Consider the following 21,258-nt stretch of genomic DNA (forward strand, 5'->3'; position numbering starts at 1 on the left):
AACAATATTAATGATAATTTCATTACAAAATTCAAAATAAATACAATTTTTTGGAAAATAAAAATGTTATAACGAAACAATACCAGATACAAATATATACTTTGTATCTGGCATTTATATTCTTTAAACTATATTCTATTCTGTCTTACAGGCTCATGCCACCGTCTACACGGATAACCTGTCCTGTAATGTAAGATGCCTTGTCGGATGCAAGGAATGCTGCTGTCTCAGCGATATCTGATACCTCACCCAGTCTCTTAACTGTGATGTGGTCGAGCATCGCATCCTTCATCTTATCTGACATTGCGTCTGTCATATCTGTCTTGATGAATCCCGGCGCAATCGCATTTGCTGTTACACCACGGCTGCCAAGCTCCTTTGCTACAGACTTCGTCATGCCGATGATTCCGGCTTTGGATGCAGCATAGTTGATCTGTCCTGCATTTCCCTCAATGCCGACTACGGATGACATGTTGATGATCCTGCCGTACTTCTGCTTCATCATCGGTCTGTACACATGCTTGATACAGTTAAATGCACCCTTCAGGTTGATATTGATAACCTGATCGAAATCTTCTTCCTTCATACCGAGCATGATATTATCTTTTGTAATACCGGCATTGTTTACGAGGATATCAATTCTGCCATACTGCTCCAGTGCGAACTTGATAAGTCCCTCTGCTTCTGCAAAATCAGCTACATTTGCCTTATAAGCAACTGCTTCTCCGCCAGCTTCCTTGATCTCTGCTACGAGACTGTTTGCACGCTCCTCTGAGCCATTATAATTGACAACTACCTTTGCGCCATATCCTGCAAATGTCTTTGCGATGGCTCTGCCGATACCACGTCCGGCTCCTGTTACGACTGCTACCTTATCCTTAAGCATTCAGTTCCTCCAATTTCTTCAGATCATCAACCGTTGCGATGTTGATGCATTTCATTTCCTTGTTGATTTTTCTCATGAAGCCGGACAGGGTCTTTCCTGGTCCAACCTCTACAAATGTATCTACGCCGTCTGCGATCATAGCTTCGATACTCTGCTGCCATCTGACAGATGAATATACCTGACGCATCAGTAAAGTCTTAACCTCTGAAGCATCTGTTACATAACATGCATCGGCATTACATACATATGGAAGGAAATCTTCTGCGATCTCTACATCTCTTAAGTATGCATATAACTTTTCACCGGCCGGTTCCAGCATCTTGGAATGGAATGGGCCGCTGACATTTAACTTGATCACTCTCTTGACTCCTGCTGCCTGAAGGGCTTCACATGCTTTGTCAAGGGCTTCTGTCTCACCGGAAATAACGATCTGTCCGGGGCAGTTATAATTTGCGATCTGAACATTGCCCGGAGTCTCCTCACAGACCTTTGCGATCACTTCTGCATCTGTAGCGATAACGGCTGCCATAGCACCCTGACCAAGCGGAACTTCATTCTGCATCAGGATACCACGCTGTCTTACGGTACGGATCGCATCCGGAAGCTTCATAGCTCCACAAGCTGTAAGTGCGCTGTACTCACCAAGTGACAGACCTGCGAATACATCTGCCTTCAAACCTGCATTCTTTACATGCTCATAGATAGCAAGTTCTGCTGCTACCATAGCAGGCTGTGTATATTCTGTCTTGTTGATATCTTCATTTTCCTCAAAGCAGATCTTCTTCAGATCAATGTCAAGCACACTGTCTGCTGTATCGATTACTGCCTTGCTGTCTTCAAAACTGTCATAGAAATCCTTAGCCATGCCTACATACTGTGCGCCCTGGCCAGGGAAAATAACTGCTGTTTTACCCATTTTCTCACCTGTCTATTCTTTATATTTACTGACAACGGCCGAACATCATTCACTCTTTGACTGTCGCCATCGTCTGTTCCTCTATACTAAAAGAAGCAGCCAGTCTGTCATCCACCAACCTGCGCTGGGCAAATCTGGTATATAGACATCTTCGCTGCCTCTTGTCTGCTTCTGATGTGAATTATTCTTCTACACCTTTGCTCTTAAGATAGTTAAGTACGTCTTCGAATGTAGCAACGTCTTCAAGCTCCTCAGCAGGGATCTCAACGTCGAATTCATCTTCCATCTTCATTACTATCTCATATAAATCTAATGAATCTACTCCTAAATCATCTTTGAAGTTAGTATCAAGCTGCATCTCATCCTGTGATACTCCTAACTGCTCTTCGAAAATAGCTTTTACCTTATCGAACATATTAATAATTCCTCCTAAATATAGTAAATGTTTATCTCACTGCCCCGCGGACGATTATAATATAACGCATGGATACAGTAAAGTCAACAAAATACTGTTCCGTTTTTTTCCTTTTTTTCTATCTGTTTCTGACAGCATCTAACGGCTGCAATTTCGATGCAAATCTCGCAGGAAAATATCCGGCACATATCGCAAGCAGAATCGCTCCGACAACGGCTCCGACTGCAAGTTCCCATGGGATTATTGCAATCTGCGTTCCCTTTGCCAGATCGAACATTTTAATAGCGATCTTATCTACGATACCCTTAAAAACATACGATAAAAGCACTCCTATGATACCGCCCGCCGCTCCGATGATTCCTGCTTCTGTAAGGAACAGGAGCTGCAGCTCATCCGGATCGCATCCGAGAACCTTTAATACACCGATCTCATTGATCCGGTCAAATACCGATGTTGTCATGGTATTGCTGATTCCGATCACCGCTACGATCAGTGCGATCGCTCCGATACCACCCAGTAAAAGCTGTACCATCTTCAGATATTTCTGTATCGTATCCAGATACTCTTTCTCATTTTCCGTCGTATACCCCATATCCTGAAGCTTCTTCACGGTAGAATCGACATGATCGATATTATCAACAGTCACAACCGCTCCGGAATATACGAAATTCTTGTACGGATTTCCATTTGCATCAAGCGGCTGTCCCGGCAGCGTTCCCCCACTGGATACTCTGCCTAAAAAGCTCTTTAACACATCCAGATCGCAGTAAATGCTCTGTGAGTCTCTGTTATATGTATCTTCTCCACTGTCAATAACCGCTCCGACTTCTATCTTCACCGATGCCATCTCCTGCGAGTCCCAAAAGGATAGATCCACTTTTTTTCCGATCCATGTCTCTGCTTTTTTCTTCTCTGTCACATCATAGGTCTGCTCCGTTTCCGGATTATAGAATAAGGATGTAACCTTATTTCCCATGATAAGCACCGGCTTCACGCTCGATGTTGTCTGCTTTGACGTCTTTGTATACTTAAGCTTCGCAAGTTCTGACTGTGGAATACCGGTAATCGCACCATCATAAGAATATTTTCCATTTGTGATGGTCACATACATCTCATAGGTCGGATATACGGAACTGACATATTCAAGCTCCTGAAAAGTTTTCACGGTCTGATCCATGATCATCCGGTCTTTGTGCTTGCCGCCGGTTGCTCCGGTCACCTGAATCCGACAAATACTTTCACTATCCACCATGGTATTGATCATTTCCTGTCGTACGCCGATACCAACTGCAAGCAGGGTCACAACAGAGATCACACCGATCACAACTCCAAGTATGGTTAGAAAGGTTCTGGTTTTTCGTCTTTTCATATTCATCAAACATAAATGACTGATCCAACCCATTTAGAACTCCTCCAATATCTCTTTCTTCCTCTTTCTTCTGCGAATCATCCAGATAACAATGAGTGCTGCAACAACCACAGCGGCAACAATCTCTATGATCATCTTACTGTAATCCTTCTTCTGTACATCCTTTACCTTTTCAATATCTGTATAGACAGGTGCATTTACGCTGATCGAGAAATTCTCTTCCAGCGTTGTTACATTTCCTGACTTATCTTCATATGTAACGATAAGCTTACCCATCTCACCGCCGGTGCCTGTCGTCTTCGTTGTGTTTGCAAGTATATCGATCGAGCCATTCTTACCCGGTTCGATATTGCCGATATAGACATCACCTTCAGATGTAAATCTTGTATCGATCTTTGCCTTTACATTATAGAGGGTAGATGCTCCCAGATTGCTGACACTTCCCATGATCTCGATAGAATCTCCGAGTGTCACATCTGACTCTGCATATACGCCTGTGATCTCACCGCGCTGTTTGATCGTAACCGGCAGATAGATCGTATCTGTCACGGTATATGGATTGCCATAGCGGTCTTCATACTCATCTGTCACTGTCAGCTTATAAGCCTTTTCTTCCAGATTGGCTGCTGCCTGCATCGGGAACTCAAATGTATAAGTCTCTCCGCCTTCCAGACTTGCCAGATATCCGGTTCCGGCTCCGGATGCCGGAATCAGTTCGCCTCCCTCGGAAGCGACTGCCATTTTCAGATTACTGATCTTTTTATCTGCGGTATTCTTGATCGTAACCTCAAGTGTAAAGGTTCCGCCTGCCACTACTTCATTCTCTTTGATCTTATAATCGGTTACCATAACCTTTGGCTCCGCTGCCGATACAAAAGCCATCGTGTCCTTATATCCAAATACAGTAAGGAATCCAAGTACACATGCCATACAGATTGTTAGTATTCGTTTCATCTCTACATCTCCTCTCCTTCTGATATCTTTCCATCCGTGATCCTCACGATACGGTCTGCCTCTCTCGCCAGATCGATATTATGTGTGATAAGTACCAGTGTCTGATCCAGCTTCTTAACAGAATCCTGAAGCAGAGTGATAACTTCATTTCCGTTTTTGGAGTCAAGTGCTCCGGTAGGCTCATCGGCAAGAATCAATGCCGGGCGATTTGCCAGTGCTCTTGCGATCGCTGCACGCTGCTGCTGTCCACCGGATAACTGGTTTGGAAGATGCTTCCGTCTGTCCTTCAGACCTAACATCTCGATAATATGATCGATGTAATCGCGATCCGGCTTTCTGTGATCGAGCAGGATCGGCATCTTGATATTTTCCTCTACTGTCAGTACCGGGATCAGATGATATGCCTGAAATACAAATCCGATCTTTCTTCTACGGAAGACTGACATCTCCTCATCGGTCAGTCTTGTAATATCCTTTCCGTCTACGATGACATTTCCCTCATTTGGAGTATCCACACCACCCATAACATGAAGCAGGGTGGATTTACCGGAACCGGATGCACCGACAACCGCCACGATCTCGCCCTTATTCACTGTCAGGTTCACATCATCAAGCGCCCATACTCTGGTATTTCCTTCTCCGTATATCTTTGTTACATGTTCCATTTTTACGATTTCCATAGCGTACCCTCTTTCCTCTGCCTTTCCCGCAGATCTTTCTATCTATAATTTTTATCTATATATTTATTGCATTTCTGTTTTTTAACCTTGTAATACAGCAACTCCGTTTCACCTTTCATCTGCTGTATCAAACTTACCTTTCACGCCTACTCTTCAAGCCTCAGATCTTCTACCATGGCTACCGGAAGATCTCTGATCCCCAGCCAGATGCTTCCGCAGATGATCAGACCGGATGCCACAAGTCCGACTCCAAATGCCCACCAGGCAATGGACTTTCCTGCCTCGATCACCATATTAAGATACATGAATACTCCATACGATAACCCGATACCTATAATAAAGCCGAGTACATTGGCTACCACTGTCGTCATAACCCCCTCTAACATAACGGTTTTCAACAGGCGCTTTCTGGACATTCCGATGACACGGAGCTGTGCGAATTCTTTTCGTCTCAGATGCAGATTTCCGGCTGTCGTATTCACAATATTTACTGAACTTAATACAAAGATAAACAATACCGCTGCGATTGCATACCGGACAAAGCTTTTCAGGTATACACAGAGCTGCATAGACTCTCCATATAAGGAATCACCGATATAGGAAAGCATATCTGTTACAGAGCTGGCTGATACACTATCCAGATTGACCTTATATTTCATTCCGGCAATGTCATTTTCTCCATATCCGGTCAGATCGAAATAATCATTCTGGCGCATATAGATCTGACGGTCTGCAGTCTCACCAAATACCTGTGTGCCAAGATCCAGAATACCTTCTACCTTATAGGTCTTGTAGTGTCCCTCTGCGATCAGCTGATCTCTGATCTGCTCATATTCCACATACTCCTGGCGCATAGCCGTTCTTCCTTCTGCATTTTCTATTTCGCCACTGTCTTGTGTCGTTCCTGCTTCCTTCTGCAGTTTTTCAAATTCCTGCTCGATCCTCTCCTTTGCTTTCAGACATTCCTTCTGATACAGAGCAAAATCGACTAACTGAACGGTATCACCCAGTTCAAAATGATAAGTCTCAAAATGATAGATCTTGTCATATAAGGTATCAGCCTCATCCCCATAGGCATCTCCGTCCAGATCCCAACTGTTAAAGCTTCCTCCTGCCACAACCAGAATACCATTCTCTGACAGCTCCGTTGTTCCCGCTGTCAGATATTTTGTAAGATGATTCAGATCTGAATCATCGCATCCGATCACATCGGTACTGTTTACCATAGTTTCCGCTACACTTCTGGTAACTTCCGGATCCTTATCATCAGATGCCTCTCCTGTTCCATTTAACTTATCCATATAGACACCGTAATAATGTCCCATCGTAACCTTTGTCCGGAATTCATCTGTGATCTTTCCTGTATAAGAATCCGTATCTACCAGATCGGCCTTGCAGCCATATACCTTCTTCGATTCTTCTACACTATTATTCCGTGACAATTCCCGGAATACCTCTACAAATGGCAAGGTGCTCTGCGCTTCCTCCAGACTCGTTGTAGCGGATGAATATGATGTCAGATTGATCTGATAATCTCCAAACTTTTCATCTGTAGACTTCCAGTATTTCCGAAGCTGTCCCCAACAGCTGCAGATCAATACGATCGCCGAAATGCTAAACACCATAGCGGTTACTGTCTTTATAAATCTTCCTTTGTTTCGAAGAACACTCTTTCTGGCATATGATCCTTCGATTCCAAATATCTTTCCCATCAGTCCGCCGCCATGACGACGAAGCTTTTCTTTCTTGATCCTGTATTCACCACGAACCGCACTGACCGGCGTCATCTTCGTTACCAGCTTGGCATTCTCACGCATTACGAAATACATATCTCCCAGATAAGTGATCAGGATCGGTATCATCGGAATGATATGGAAGCCTGCGCTTATCTTAAATATAAATCCAAGGATCATGCTGACAATTCCGCCCATCACAATGCCGGCAAGCAGTCCGGCTATCTCAAGCATGGCTCCCATCCGATAGATGATGCCGCTTAGCTGTCCTTTCGTTGCTCCGATACATCGTAAGATTCCATAGTCTTTCACCTGCTCTAATGTGAACATCTGGATCGTATTTCTGATAACTCCGACTGCAAAGATTGCAAATATATATGCAATCAGCAGAACCACGATCAATATAACGGCAAATCCTTCCTCCATGTCCTGCAGATACCAAGTGGAAAGATTCCAGTTAAGTTCTGCATCCACCCCATAATCTTCTATCATCTCGTTCATGATCTTAGCCATCCTGTAAGGATGTCCGGTATTTACATACAATGCATTGTCGTATACCTTTTCTACATATTTGCCATCCGTTCCGTTCACTGTCTCCCACTCACTCACCGCATATTTTCCTGTATATGCCTGTGTGACACGATCATCCGACGCAATCTGTGATAAGGTTTCCTGATCATCCGTCAGGAACACGATCTCATAGTCCGCTTCCTTTCTTACATCTTTTTGCTGCTGCAGCATATAAGAATAGAAAATGTTCAATCCCGCATACAATACGATCACTGTGATCATTACACCGATGATCGTGATCACACACCGCTTTTTGCTGGCTTTCAGATAATATGCTGCAAGTTTCTTATAGTCTGTCATTTCTCACCTCTCCTTTTTATTTCACACCGATAACTTTGGCCTTTCTTCATCATTATCGTTTTTTATTCCTCAAGCTTCAGGTCATCCACAATATCAACCGGAAGATCCCTAAGTGATACATAGATGCTTCCACAGATTACCAATGCAGATGCGGCAAACCCGACTCCAAATGCCCACCAGGCAATGGTCGGTTTTATATATAAAAGCATGCTGAGATATTCATAGATATATATTGTAAATATCGTACCGAATAAAAATCCAAGAATATTCGATAAGGCAGTTGCCATCACTCCCTCTAACATGACCGTATGGATCAACCTCTTTCTGGACATTCCAAGTACCCGGAGCTGCGCCAGTTCTTTTCGCCTCATATGCAGATTTCCTGCTGTGGTATTAATGATATTCACTGAACTTAATATAAATACAAAGGCAGCAAACGCCAACGCATACCGCATTACATTTCTGGCATATGCATATCCATACAAAACATCCGTAAGATCGGACGATAGCATGTCAAAATAGGATATCGGTACACTGTCAAGATCAATCGCATACTTTACTCCCGTCATATCCTGTTCATCAAATCCGGTCAGATCGAAATAAGAATCTCTTTTCATATAGATATCAGCCCATTCCGGAAGCAGCTGATCTCCAAAATCCAGAACTCCCTGAACTGTATAGGTTCGATAATATCCTTCCTCAATAAGTTCCTGACGGATACGCTCAGCGATCACATACTGTTCACGCCAGGTTGATCTGCCCTCTTTGGTTGCCCGTTCTTCTGAGATATAGGTATCTCCCGTATCTACCTCAGGACTGACCAAAATGCTGTCTGCCATCATCTTGTCATAAGCCGCCTGATATCGTTTTTTATATTCCCTGTAATCAACCAGCCGGATCGTATCTCCTACCTGCAGATCATATGTATCAAAATGCTTTCCCAGATCATACAATGTCAGCTTTTCATCACCCGTCCAGGAATAATCCATTACACTTCCTCCACCGATAACCAGGATACCATCGTCATCCAGCTCCGCAGTTCCACTCTCTATAAATTCGGACAGATAGTCCAGATCATTCTGATCACAACCTTCAATGCTTATAAATGAACTATTCAGACTGTCAACAGCCTTTTCATATTCTACATCATCTTTCTCGCTGTATTCCTTTGTATTCCGTTCTCTCCATCTCTGCATCATTGCTTCGATGTAACTTCCCAAACTCGTCTGTTCTGCATAATCTTTGTTAAACTTGCCATAATAGGTTTCAGGATCTACCAGATTTCCTCTGGCACTGTATACCATTTTTGTTTCTGTTACATAGTAATGCAAAGAATTCTCTTTGATCTCTTCGGCAGAGGGCAAATCCTCACTCTGTATCCATTCCACATCATTAAATATGCTGGCAGGCGATTGGTTTTCTTCCAGATATCTGCCATACATATCATTAATATTCTTTTTCGTATCATGAACCATACTCTCGATGCTTAAGCATATAATGATCGCCGTTATGCTGAGCATCATGGCTGTTACTGTCTTTGCAAATCGTCCGCTGTTCCGCAATACACTTTTTCTTGCATAGGCGCCTTCAACACCGAACAACCGCCCCATCAGACCATTTCCACGAACCTTGATCTTTTCCTTTTTGATCCGGTACTCCCCACGGACCGCACTGACCGGAGATATCTTCGTCACAAGCTTTGAACACTCCTGCATAACAAAATACAGATCTCCAAGATATGCGATCAGGATCGGAATAGCCGGTCCGATATGGAATCCGACATTTACATCCTTTGAAAAACCAAGGATCACACTGATGATGGTTCCGAGCAGTACACCGGCTGCAATGCCTGTCAGTTCCATGCCCGCTCCCATCCTGTATATAACCCGGTTCAACTGTCCTTTGGTTGCTCCGATGCACCGCAGGATTCCATAATCCTTTACCTGCTCTAACGTGAACATCTGCACCGTATTTCTGATCATTCCGACAGCAAAGATTGCAAAGATATAAGCAACCAACAGAACAAGGATCAATACAACACCAAGCAGACCATCTGAATCCTGAAGATATAACACAGCCAATTCATTATTCAGCCTTGCATCCACTCCGTAATCCGCTTTCATAGCCTCCATGACCGACTCCATCTGATAAGGATGTCTGATATTCACATACAAAGCATTTTTATAATTTACTTCTACAAATCTTTCTTCATCACTGACATATTCTTCACCGGAATACGCCCCGCTATATGCCTGAAGTACCCGGTCATCTGCTGCGATCTGCGCTAATCTGTCTGTATCTTCTGACAAAAAAACGATCTCATAGTCTGCTTCTTTCCTCACTTCCTGCCGTGTCTGAAGCACATACGAATATCCAAAATTCAATGCTGTATATAGCACCGCCACTGTGATCATCACCCCAACGATCGTAACGATACATCGCCTTTTACCTGCTTTTAGATAATAAAGTGCGAGTTTTTTATAATCTGTCATTCATTACCTCCCCGTGATATATATGAAAAAAAGATAGATACCTCTTCGTTGTATCTATCTTCTCACTTCTATCTTACATTCCCGTGAATATCTGTGTATTCTTTTCTTACAATATTGTAAGAAAGAGATAATTTTCTACATCAATTCCCATCACCATAGTATTTTCTGTTATTGCTTCACATTAATTTCTTTAGAATTCTTTTTAGAATCAGCTTAATCTACATGTACAAATGTAATGATAAACCAGGTATATGCTCCTTCTTCACTCCGCACCGTGATCTTGCCGCCCATTCCTTCTACGATAGATTTTGTAAGGGATAAGCCGATTCCGACACTGTTCGGATTCACATCATGGTGTACACGGTAGAATCGTTTAAATATATTTCCGAGATCCTTCTCTGCGATTCCCATTCCATGATCCTTGACATAGATCCTGGTAAAGACCGGATTGTGTTCTACCTCAACCGTGATCTCTGTCTTCTCCGGTGAATAGTCTGATGCATTCTTCAAAAGATTGATGATCGCCTCTACGAGCCAGTCTCCGTCACAGACCAGCTTCCTGCCATCCTCACAGATTACATGAACCTCCTGTTCCCTGCTCTCCGTCAGATAAGTTACGCTGTCTCTTGCCTGTAATAATAACAGCTTCAGATCACATTCTTTTCGGTCAAACTGGATTGCTCCCGCCTCGATCCGTGCAAGCTTTAAAAGAGATAATACCATCCATTCCATTCTGGTAAGCTGATTTTTTGATTCGTTAAGCACCCGCATCCGTTTTTCTTCATCTGTAAAGGAATCATCTAACAGCAGATCGATGAATACATTTAAGGATGCCAGCGGTGTCTTAAGCTGATGAGAGATATCTGACATGATATCACGTAAGAATACTTTCTCTGACATTTCCCGCTCTTTGTTTTCTTTTAAAAATGTCACCATCTTATAAAAGTTCGTATATAAGATTCCGATCGTGCCCTGCATGTATTCTTCCTCCGGCAGCTCATCTTCTCCCTGAAGCACACGAAGCATCTCATCCGACACATGCTCAATCTCCCGATAAGTATGGTCGATCTCCCGATAACTGATGAAAAACAGAATTACAAGCCCAACCGCTAACATCAGCAAAATAACTGCAATTCTCTTTTCATCGCCACCGAACAGGAACCGTATACCGATTCCAACCACTGCCAGCAATATTACAGCCAGGATCACAAATCGTTGTATGAACCGTTTTCTCTCAAAATCACTTTTCAAGACTTTAGTTTCCTCTTTTAAACATCTCTTCCCACATTTACAAGAACCATAGCTGACATCTTCGGCACCTTCATATAAAGCATATTATGCTCTACTTTGTAGTCACAGGTTTCCAGACTGTAGCCTTCTTCATTTGTAAGCATCACTCTGCGCATGATCTCATGGTTCTTGACCCCAATCCGTCTGACATGCAGCTTCACATCGATGTCTTCATAATTTGTATTCAGGATCACAACCAGTTGCTCCGTATCTGTGAACCGTCCATATGCGATAATCTTATGTGCTCCATGCAAGAACATAACCGAGCCACGGATCAGAGCCTCATAGTTCTTATGGATACAGATCATGTCTTTATGGAACCGGATCAGTTCCATATCTTCTCTGCCCCACGGATACGTTCTACGGTTATCCGGGTCAGTCCAGCCACAAAGTCCTGCTTCATCTCCATAGTAGATCGTCGGAGCTCCCGGCCAGGTCATCTGGAATACAACGCCCTGACGGAATATACTCTTATCGATACCCTCATTTGCCGCCTGCGGCCCCATCGTATGCGTACGTCCGACTCTCCGGTTTGTACGGGTTAAGAATCTGGAATGATCGTGGTTTGATAATTCATTCATTGCAATCTCAAGGGATGGACGCTGGAATCTCGCCATATGATAATTCATGGCTCCCATAAATGTATCCGGATTACCCAACAGATCACCACGGAACTCATCACTGTGTTTCTCAACACCAGTCAGAAACCAGGTAATCGGCTCCATAAATGCATCATAGTTCATAACGGTATCCCACTGATCGCCCTTTAACCAAGGCTTTGGATCTCCATAATGCTCTGCCAGTACAATTGCATTAGGATTTGCCTCTTTGACTGCGTTACGGAACATTCTCCAGAACTTGTGATTATATTCCTCCGAATGTCCGAGATCTGCTGCAACATCCAGTCGCCAGCCATCCACGTTATATGGAGGGGACACCCATTTCTTTGCTATATTCAAAATATATTCCACCAGTTTTGGGGAATCTTCATAGTTCAGCTTTGGAAGTGTATCATGCCCCCACCAACCATCGTAGGTGGTATTATACGGCCATACCTCTTCGTTATAAAACTTAAAGAATGACTTATACGGACTGCTCCAGGATACATATGCTCCCTTCTCGTAGCCTTCCTGATTCTCATAGATACACTCACGATCCATCCATTTGTTGAAGGAACCGCAATGGTTAAATACACCATCTAAGATAACACGCATACCACGACTGTGAATCTCCTCCACCAGTTCTGCAAAAAACTGATTGCTGGCTTCCAGATTCCGTTTGTCGGTTACACGGCTGATATATTTTGTTGCTCTTTTATTCTCTTTTACGCCATCCGGCAGGCATTCGCCCTCGTCCACAACGATCTTTCCGAAATGCGGATCAATATAATCATAATCCTGAATATCGTATTTGTGGTTGGATGGTGATACAAATAACGGATTAAAATAGATAACATCTACGCCCAGATCCTGCAGGTAATCTAACTTATCCTTAACACCCTGAAGATCTCCGCCATAGAAACGTCCGACATCCATATTTGCCGGATATTCATACCAATCCTTCACCTGTCTGGTAGGACTGTCGATGTAGCAGTATTCGTTGTCCAGTACATCGTTCGATGGATCTCCATTACAGAAACGATCCACATAGATCTGATAAAAGACAGCTCCCTTTGCCCAATCCGGTACATCAAAGCCCGGACAGATTTCAAAGTTATAGTCCGGATTCACATTCTTCTGTACACCGATCCTATTATAATAACAGGTCACACAGCCCGAATGGACCTCAAAATAATAGGATATATATTTCTCTCCGGCGGGGATCACCGCCGTATAGTAATCAAATAAATCATCGGATTCTTCAACAGACATGACGAGTTCCTCGCCATTGTAGATCAAATAAACTTCATCGGCATTATCTGCACATGTTCGAAATCTAACCTTCACCTGGTCATTGATTCCAGGCTCCTGCGGTATTCTATAGTATTCAGAACCATCGGAAAACAATCCCCCTACATTGATAACCGGCTTCAGATCATATATATAATCATGAATTCTTTCTGCGTTCGTGTATTTGTCGGACATTCAAAACTCTCCCTTTCGTTTATGCCTTTTCATTCTAATACTTTTTTAATAAATAGACAACCTTTTTATGCTGACAACCAATGGCAAAAACTAAGCCCCACAGCATCCTCCGCCGCTCCCCGGGGGGCTGCCCCTGTTATAAATACGATTGCGAGGCTTTCGTCATGAACTGCACATTGTCAGTAAATACGAGTGCTTGTTTGAGCCGAAGGCGAGTTAGCACAGGAGTATTTACGAATCAGACATGTGCAGTGAATAGAAAACGTAGCAAGGTATTTATAACTGGGGCAGACCCCCGGGGAGCGGCGGAGGATGCTGTGGGGCTTTTTATACGGACTATTGCCATGAAAATTGTCTAGGCAAAAGATAAGACATATAGGTCTGGGGCTGCCTGTCTATCTGTATTATAATATAACGTTTTTGAGGATTTCGTCGTTTACTGCACATTGTCAGTAAATGCGGGTGCTTGTCTGAGCCCGAAGGGCGAGTTGCACAGGAGCATTTACGAATCAGACATGTGCAGTGAACAGAAACCGCAGAAAGTTATTTATAATGCAGATAGACAGGCAGCCCCAGACCGTCAGGATGAATCGGTGGTGCCCGCCAAAAAATAAAAGAGACAGTCAACGCACGACTGCCTCTTTTGGAGAAGGTATTTTGTTACTTATGGGGTGTAGCCAAAACTATATAATGTATTGGGGGGTTACAAGTATTATTATATACAAATGCTTCTAAAAGTCTGCCCAAACATTTTTTTATTTTAAAAATTTTATTGTGCAAAACAGAGAGCGGCGTTTTTGAAATTATTCAAAAAACGCCGTTTTTGTGCAACATGTACAATTTTTTATTGGTTTTCATTCAATTTGTTCGTGTTACTATTGTCTATATTGTTGAAGGCTCTGCGTTTGCAGCAGAATTTGCATTTGGTACATCATCAAACAATGCTTCAAACTCAGCCCGGTCGATTCTCTCTTTCTCGAGAAGAAGAGCTGCACATTTATGAAGGATATCTTCATGTGCTTCAAGGATCGCTCTGGCGTCTGCATAACATTCATCGATGATACGCTTCACTTCCTTATCGATCGTTCCGGCAACCTTCTCACTGTAATTCTTTGCGTGACCAAGATCACGTCCAAGGAACACTTCTTCCTGATCATCGCTTTCATAATTGATCAGTCCAAGCTTCTCAGACATACCATACTTGGTAACCATTGCTCTGGCATACTGGCTTGCCTGTTTGATATCCTGCGAAGCACCTGTTGTGATATCCTCAAGAATCAGTTCTTCTGCGATACGTCCGCCAAGGCTTACCTTGATATCCTCTAACATCTTTGCCTTTGTCATGAATACGTTGTCATTTTCAGGAAGCGGCATCGTATATCCACCTGCACCGGTTCCGGTCGGGATGATAGATACGGTATAGACCGGTCCCACATGAGGAAGCAGATGGAACAGGATCGCATGACCGGATTCATGATAAGCGGTAATTCTGCGCTCGCTCTCCGGTACCAGACGGCTCTTTTTCTCTCCACCGATCCCTACTTTGATAAATGATTTATCTACATCTTCTTTTACAATATAAGCACGGTTATCCTTCGCTGCACAGATTGCAGCTTCGTTCATCAGGTTCTCCAGATCAGCACCCGCAAAACCTGCCGTTGTTCTTGCAATATCATTCAGATTTACATCTTCTGCAAGTGGCTTATTCTTTGTATGAACCTTCAGAATCTCTTCTCTGCCCTTGACGTCCGGACGATTTACGAATACCTTACGGTCAAAACGGCCAGGTCTTAAGATCGCATGGTCAAGAATATCCACACGGTTGGTTGCTGCAAGAACGATAATTCCTTCATTTACACCAAAACCATCCATCTCAACAAGTAACTGGTTCAAGGTCTGCTCTCTCTCATCATGTCCACCGCCAAGTCCGGTACCACGCTGTCTTGCAACAGCATCGATCTCATCGATGAAAATAATACATGGCGCATTCTTCTTTGCTTCGTCAAACAGATCTCTTACACGAGAAGCACCGACACCGACAAACATTTCCACGAAATCAGATCCCGAAATGCTGAAGAACGGTACCCCGGCTTCACCTGCAACCGCCTTTGCCATCAATGTCTTACCGGTTCCCGGAGGTCCTACTAACAGAACACCCTTAGGGATTCTGGCTCCAACCTTTACGAATCTTCCCGGATTCTTAAGGAAGCTGACGATCTCTTCCAGATCTTCTTTCTCCTCATCCAGCCCTGCTACATCTTTAAATGTAACCGTCTTTCCGATATCTTCATTCTTCTTGGCACGGCTCTTTCCGAAATTCATCATCTGTCCGCCGGATCCACCACCCTGGATTCGTCCGATCATGAATGTCATGATAATGACCATAATGATCATAATGATCAGATATGGGATCCACATGCCAAGCATGCTTTCCTTCTGCACATCATACAGATTATACTTTGCCAGTTTTACCTGATCCTCTGCAGAAGCTGTCGCATTCTTCTTATCAACTGCTGCTTCATAGTCATTATAGATCTTAATAATCTCATTAACATCTGCCGCATAGAATGTAAGCTGTTTTCCGGAAACAAACTCCACATCTACGGTTGCTGTCGGCACATTTGTATTCTGTGTAATATCTACCGTTGCGATGTTTCCCGCGTTCAGATCTGCCGAAAATTCCGTATAGCTGTAATTGGTCGCAACATTACTGCTGCCACCCAGCCATTTGTTGATCAGCAGGAATCCGACAATAAGGATGATCGCATAAATCACAACAGCACTTCTTGCTCTCTTCTTATTCATTGTCTACTCCTTCATCTTGGTCTGTCTTTTTATATAAACAGTCTGATATCTACTGTTCAATCACTCCGATATATGGAAGGTTCCTATACTTCTGTGCACAATCAAGTCCATATCCTACTACAAAACGATCCGGGATCGTAAATCCTGTCATATATAATTCAACCGGAATCACACGTCTCTCCGGCTTATCAAGCAGAGTTATTACCTGCATGCTCGCCGGCTTTCTGTTATTTAATAATTTGATCAGATACGACAGCGTTCTTCCTGAATCGAGAATATCTTCAACTACGATCACATCTTTTCCTTCTATTGATTCGTCCAGATCCTTATTCAGCTTCACAATTCCTGATGATTTCGTATCATCTCCATAACTGCTGACTGACATAAAATCCATGGTTACAGGAACCGTAATCTTCTTCGCCAGCTCACACATGAAGAATACACTTCCTTTTAATATTCCGATCAGATGAACGGTCTTTCCTGCATATGCTTTATCAATAGCTGCTGCCATCTCTGAGATTCTGTTATCTACTTCAGTTTCAGATATCATGACTTTAATCTGCTCTTTCATCTTCATTTTCTCCTTCTGGTATATATTCTAAACATATTACTCTTTTTGTATCAGGCCGTACCTTGTACTTCTCACTCAACCGGACGCCTACTGCCCAGATGATGTCATGTCCGGAAGCTACAAGCGGTATCTGCAAACGCTCTGCCACCGGTATCTTGCAGGATGAAAATAACCGGTTTATCTTCTTCGTTGAGCCGTCTGATGCGATCACCATATAGTCATTTTCCATATATTTCCTGATAGTAATGCCATTCTGTATTCTATCATAATCTGCAAACTTCGTATACTCTTTTTTTGTTAAATCTAAATGAACAGATTTCTCAAATATTTCAATCTTCATCCTTCCCATTCCGGGCAGGATATATTCACCTGCACCTTTTATAACTATCTCCTGCCAGTCGACATCGCGTGCGCCCTCTGCTGTCTTCTCAAAACACAGGTATCCATAATTCTGATATACCATTCCATCATGCGGAAGCATGATCCGACTTCCCGCAGCTGCCTGATACAGCTTCTTCACTTCTCTTACATGGTTCTGACCGACATCCTTTCTTCCGCCGCTGACTCTGCCAATCAATTCTAAGATCACAAGATCCTCGATCAGTTCATCCTGTTCCCGCAGCTTCCTGATTTCCAATACATATGCATCTGTTTTTCCGGTCTGTTTCCGTATCTCCATATGTTCATCCAGAAAATATCCTACCTGCTTCGTCACATAGGTATCATACATAGCCGCATAGGCTGCTGCCTGACTGATATGTGCCGCTGCTTGTGTGTTTATCTCATTAAGTGCCGGAATCACCCGATTACGGATCTTATTTCTGGCATAATCATTTTCCAGATTTGTGGAATCCGTACAATACTGTATCTCCTGCTGTTCCAGATAAGCCTCAATCTCCTGTCTGGTACATGAAAGTAACGGACGCACGATCCGGTCTCGCTTTACCGGTATTCCGGCCATTCCGGCGATCCCCGTTCCCCTTACCATGTTGAGCAGTACCGTCTCTGCTACATCATTTTTGTTATGAGCAACTGCCACCTTATAATCAGTGATGCCATACTTGTCCGCTGCCCGGGCAAATGCCTCATACCGGGCATTTCTTCCCGCTTCTTCCTCCGCCAGCTTCTGTTCCTTTGCAAGCTGCGGCACATCGATATGGTAACAGTCACATGGTATTCCAAGCTTCTTACAATACTCTGCCACATAAGATTCATCTGCATCTGCCTCTGTTCCGCGGATCATATGGTTAACATGGACAGCATACAGCTTGAGCTCCATTTTCTCCCGAAGCCCTGCCAGAACCGTCAGCAGACAGATGGAATCCGCTCCGCCGGACACACCAACGATGCAGACATCTCCTGCTTTAAGCAAATTTTTTTCTTTTATAAATTGATAAATCTGTTCTTCTAATGTATTTTCTGTCATCTGTTTTCCACACCTGTCCGTCTTCTATGATTCGGATATTCGATCATCTATATTCATTACCTGTATCTTTGTATGCATATTGTATATACGTTTCTTTAAAATCCTGCATCCACCGATATATGCAGCTTCGTTATTTTACATCTGTCATATACATTTCTTCGTTATCTTAATACAAGCCTGCTATAAATTTCAAGTAACAAACCGGAAAGTTTATGCTATTTCCAATTTTGCCACGATCACCGTCACATCATCCTCCAGTCTGCCTTCACAATGCAGAAGCACCTGTGAAATGATATACTCCAGCGTTTCCTTGCAGTCCTCCGTATCCAGATTCTCCAGGATCTCACGCATATCCTCTTCATCCCCAAATGCTCCATCACTCACCATCACCAGTCGATCCTCCGGTTCCAGCTCCTGATGGATCACATCACATTCTGCCTCCGGCAGAACTCCGATCGGAAGTGAAGCCCCACAAAGAACCTCGATTCCCTCTGAATGTATAATATATGTCGGTGCTGCCCCCTGCTTATACTGTGTCAGCTCCCCGTTGTACAGGTCTACGATTCCCATATCAAAGGTTGTAAAACACCGTCCGCTGTTTTTTTCGGAAATGCAATTATTGGAAAATGCAATTCCATAAGAAGGATCAAAGCCAGCCTCCAGCAGTTCTTCCATCGTGTCAATCATCAACGTACTCTCGCAGGATGCAAGGCTTCCGCTTCCCATCCCATCCGAGATCATCATTACAAGTCTGCCATCCTCATGCTCCTTCACCGAAAAATTGTCTCCCGATACATTGGAACCATATTTCTTGATCCTTCTGACAAAATAACTGCAGCGATACCTCGCACATTCCTCAAATGTGATCACACGGTCATTTTCAGATATGATCGCTGAAGTATCCTCGGATGCCCGGATCGGCTTATCAAAAACCTCTGAAAGAATGTCTGCTGCATCCTTTGACAACATGATTTTCTGATTCTTTGTTCTGGCTGTTATATAATACTGTACATGATCCATTTCATTCTTCATCGAAGAAAGGTGCGTCATGATCACCCCCTGTTCCAGAAAGCGCGTCCGCAACTGCTCCTCCCGGTTAAACGAAACCGGTTCTGCCGTTTCCAGATTATCGGAAAATCTTCCGATCATATCTCCGATCTCACCCAGATCTACCTTGGCAGCCGCCGGTCCACATCCGGCAAGCGTATATTCGATTCGTTTAAATGCCCCGGATAATTCCCGTATTTTCTCTGCCGTTATCCGGTTGATCTCCGTTGCTGTCTGAAAATTATACTGCGACTGGATCCAGCCATCCCTGACGGTAAGCATCCATTTTGGTGTCGCTGCAAATAACAGCACTGCACTACCAGCACTTTTTATCCCCTCAGGTGTCAGAAAATATGGATCGTAAGTAAGTCCGATCAATATACATGCAAGCAGCACTGACACAATAGTGCCTGTTTTCTTCTTATCCGACAGTGCTCTGCCCGCAAGCACCAGGATCGCACAAATAAAAAAACTTCCGACAAATTCTGCTTGTCCGCTTTTGATCGCTGTGATCAGACCACATACACCCGTTACCGCCATTCCATATCCGGCTCCAAACCGATGCAACGTATACCAGGACAGATACAGACCGGTCATCAGCAGCCAGGTAACAACTCCGCCTATTTTATATGGCATTCCCCATATACATACTGTAACTACTATCAGTATTCCAAGCAATTCTTCATTATAATGATCCCGTTCCCTCTTATGCAGCAGGATAACCTCCAGACCTTTGCGGAATGCAGGAATCAATCCTGTCGAGATCACCGCCTCGCAGCCGGCAGCCGGCAGGGCATTCTGCACCGGTTCGACCATCAGACCACAGACCGTACTGATTCCAAAGACAAGTATGGCACATATGCCAGCCAGAATCCACCGGATATTGGTTCCATATGATTGTTTCACACCTTTTCGTTTTGTCTTTTTTCCACTTCTGTCTGTGTGTTCGGACAGGTTTCTCCGAACTCCCTCCGTCAGGTTCAGACCGACCAGAACACCGATCAGGATCAAACTATATTTTAACAGAAAATATGTAACCGGAAGCTGCTGTTCCCCCATTACATATGGTCCCATCTGAAAAAAGCTTCCTGCATTCCAACCGCCGATTCCATACATAACTGCTCCGCCAAAGAGCATGGCTGCAAACAGCCCAAACGTACTTTGTCTGATGCTGTAAACTGCTGCCAGCATCGGAACCATAAACGGATGCATTCCAACAACCGCAGAATGGCCACACAGAAAGCCCAGCAGATACAACAAAACCCGATTCACCTTTTTTTCTTTCATATATATGTCCTCCCTTTTTGCCTTAAGTGTCAGACATTATACGGAGACTGAACGTAAAAAAAAAAGCGAAAGCTGAAAACAGCTATCACTTTTCTTTGACTCTTTTTTATATTTCTTTCTTAATTCTGTGTTTATTCTTCAGGGCGAATCACTATTTCGTCAGGATATACCAACCCAAGCTGATTTCTTGCAACATCCTCAACGTATTTCTTCGTCTTCATATAGTCTTCTTTTTCTTCCAGTTTCTTATGCTCGTTCTGTGCATCTTCAATCTGGGCAGTAATCTCTGCTGCCTGTACCTGCAGCTCTGCCTTCTTCTCCCTTAACTGAATCGACTTCACCAACACGACAACAACCAGTAAAAGAAGAGTGATCAGAATAATAGCGGTACTGATCTTCGATTGTTTTCTTCCGGTATTGCTTCTACCCATGG

15 protein-coding genes are annotated in these 21,258 nt (G+C 43.5%); all 15 read right to left on the reverse strand.

Annotated elements, in window-relative coordinates:
• Positions 1 to 145 precede the first annotated feature (145 nt).
• The 15 genes from fabG to DWY07_RS04530 all read right to left on the reverse strand — a co-directional run bounded on the left by fabG (position 146) and on the right by DWY07_RS04530 (position 21,256).
• Positions 146 to 886, reverse strand: a complete 741-nt coding sequence (fabG, locus tag DWY07_RS04455) for a 3-oxoacyl-[acyl-carrier-protein] reductase (RefSeq protein WP_117822292.1) — start codon at positions 884 to 886, stop codon at positions 146 to 148.
• Positions 879 to 1,802 (reverse strand): ACP S-malonyltransferase, encoded by a 924-nt coding sequence (gene fabD, locus DWY07_RS04460; RefSeq protein WP_117822293.1) that lies wholly within the window; start codon positions 1,800 to 1,802, stop codon positions 879 to 881. The genes fabG and fabD overlap by 8 nt, the downstream gene beginning before the upstream one ends.
• 181 nt (positions 1,803 to 1,983) lie before the next feature.
• Positions 1,984 to 2,217: an acyl carrier protein gene (gene acpP / locus DWY07_RS04465; protein WP_008402591.1), complete on the reverse strand. Its 234-nt coding sequence runs from the start codon at positions 2,215 to 2,217 to the stop codon at positions 1,984 to 1,986.
• 118 nt (positions 2,218 to 2,335) lie between these two features.
• Positions 2,336 to 3,619, reverse strand: a complete 1,284-nt coding sequence (locus DWY07_RS04470; protein ID WP_117822294.1) for an FtsX-like permease family protein — start codon at positions 3,617 to 3,619, stop codon at positions 2,336 to 2,338.
• Entirely contained in the window at positions 3,620 to 4,540 is a 921-nt protein-coding gene (locus DWY07_RS04475; protein WP_242997302.1) for a hypothetical protein, read from the reverse strand.
• 2 nt (positions 4,541 to 4,542) lie between these two features.
• On the reverse strand, positions 4,543 to 5,220 hold the full coding sequence (locus tag DWY07_RS04480) for an ABC transporter ATP-binding protein (RefSeq protein WP_008402588.1): 678 nt from the start codon (positions 5,218 to 5,220) through the stop codon (positions 4,543 to 4,545).
• 146 nt (positions 5,221 to 5,366) lie between these two features.
• Entirely contained in the window at positions 5,367 to 7,823 is a 2,457-nt protein-coding gene (locus tag DWY07_RS04485) for an ABC transporter permease (RefSeq protein WP_117822295.1), read from the reverse strand.
• Between the two features lie 62 nt (positions 7,824 to 7,885).
• Positions 7,886 to 10,315, reverse strand: coding sequence for an ABC transporter permease (locus DWY07_RS04490; RefSeq protein ID WP_117822296.1), 2,430 nt, complete (start codon positions 10,313 to 10,315; stop codon positions 7,886 to 7,888).
• Positions 10,316 to 10,528: 213 nt separating this feature from the next.
• Complete coding sequence (locus DWY07_RS04495) at positions 10,529 to 11,566, reverse strand: HAMP domain-containing sensor histidine kinase (RefSeq protein WP_117822297.1); 1,038 nt, start codon at positions 11,564 to 11,566, stop codon at positions 10,529 to 10,531.
• A gap of 17 nt (positions 11,567 to 11,583) precedes the next feature.
• On the reverse strand, positions 11,584 to 13,689 hold the full coding sequence (locus tag DWY07_RS04500; protein ID WP_021944614.1) for a glycoside hydrolase family 13 protein: 2,106 nt from the start codon (positions 13,687 to 13,689) through the stop codon (positions 11,584 to 11,586).
• A gap of 882 nt (positions 13,690 to 14,571) precedes the next feature.
• Complete coding sequence (gene ftsH / locus DWY07_RS04510) at positions 14,572 to 16,494, reverse strand: ATP-dependent zinc metalloprotease FtsH (RefSeq protein ID WP_117822299.1); 1,923 nt, start codon at positions 16,492 to 16,494, stop codon at positions 14,572 to 14,574.
• A 49-nt stretch (positions 16,495 to 16,543) separates the two neighbouring features.
• Positions 16,544 to 17,065 (reverse strand): hypoxanthine phosphoribosyltransferase, encoded by a 522-nt coding sequence (gene hpt, locus DWY07_RS04515; protein ID WP_117808150.1) that lies wholly within the window; start codon positions 17,063 to 17,065, stop codon positions 16,544 to 16,546.
• Entirely contained in the window at positions 17,049 to 18,491 is a 1,443-nt protein-coding gene (gene tilS, locus DWY07_RS04520) for a tRNA lysidine(34) synthetase TilS (RefSeq protein ID WP_117822300.1), read from the reverse strand. Before tilS ends, hpt begins: the two co-directional genes overlap by 17 nt.
• Before the next feature lie 210 nt (positions 18,492 to 18,701).
• Complete coding sequence (locus DWY07_RS04525; RefSeq protein ID WP_117822301.1) at positions 18,702 to 20,825, reverse strand: SpoIIE family protein phosphatase; 2,124 nt, start codon at positions 20,823 to 20,825, stop codon at positions 18,702 to 18,704.
• A 131-nt stretch (positions 20,826 to 20,956) separates the two neighbouring features.
• A complete protein-coding gene (locus DWY07_RS04530) occupies positions 20,957 to 21,256 on the reverse strand; it encodes a septum formation initiator family protein (protein ID WP_117808147.1) in 300 nt (99 codons plus the stop codon).
• Between the last annotated feature and the right edge of the window lie 2 nt (positions 21,257 to 21,258).

The organism is Clostridium sp. AF23-6LB, from assembly GCF_003461085.1.
GTDB lineage: Bacteria > Bacillota > Clostridia > Lachnospirales > Lachnospiraceae > Coprococcus > Coprococcus ammoniilyticus.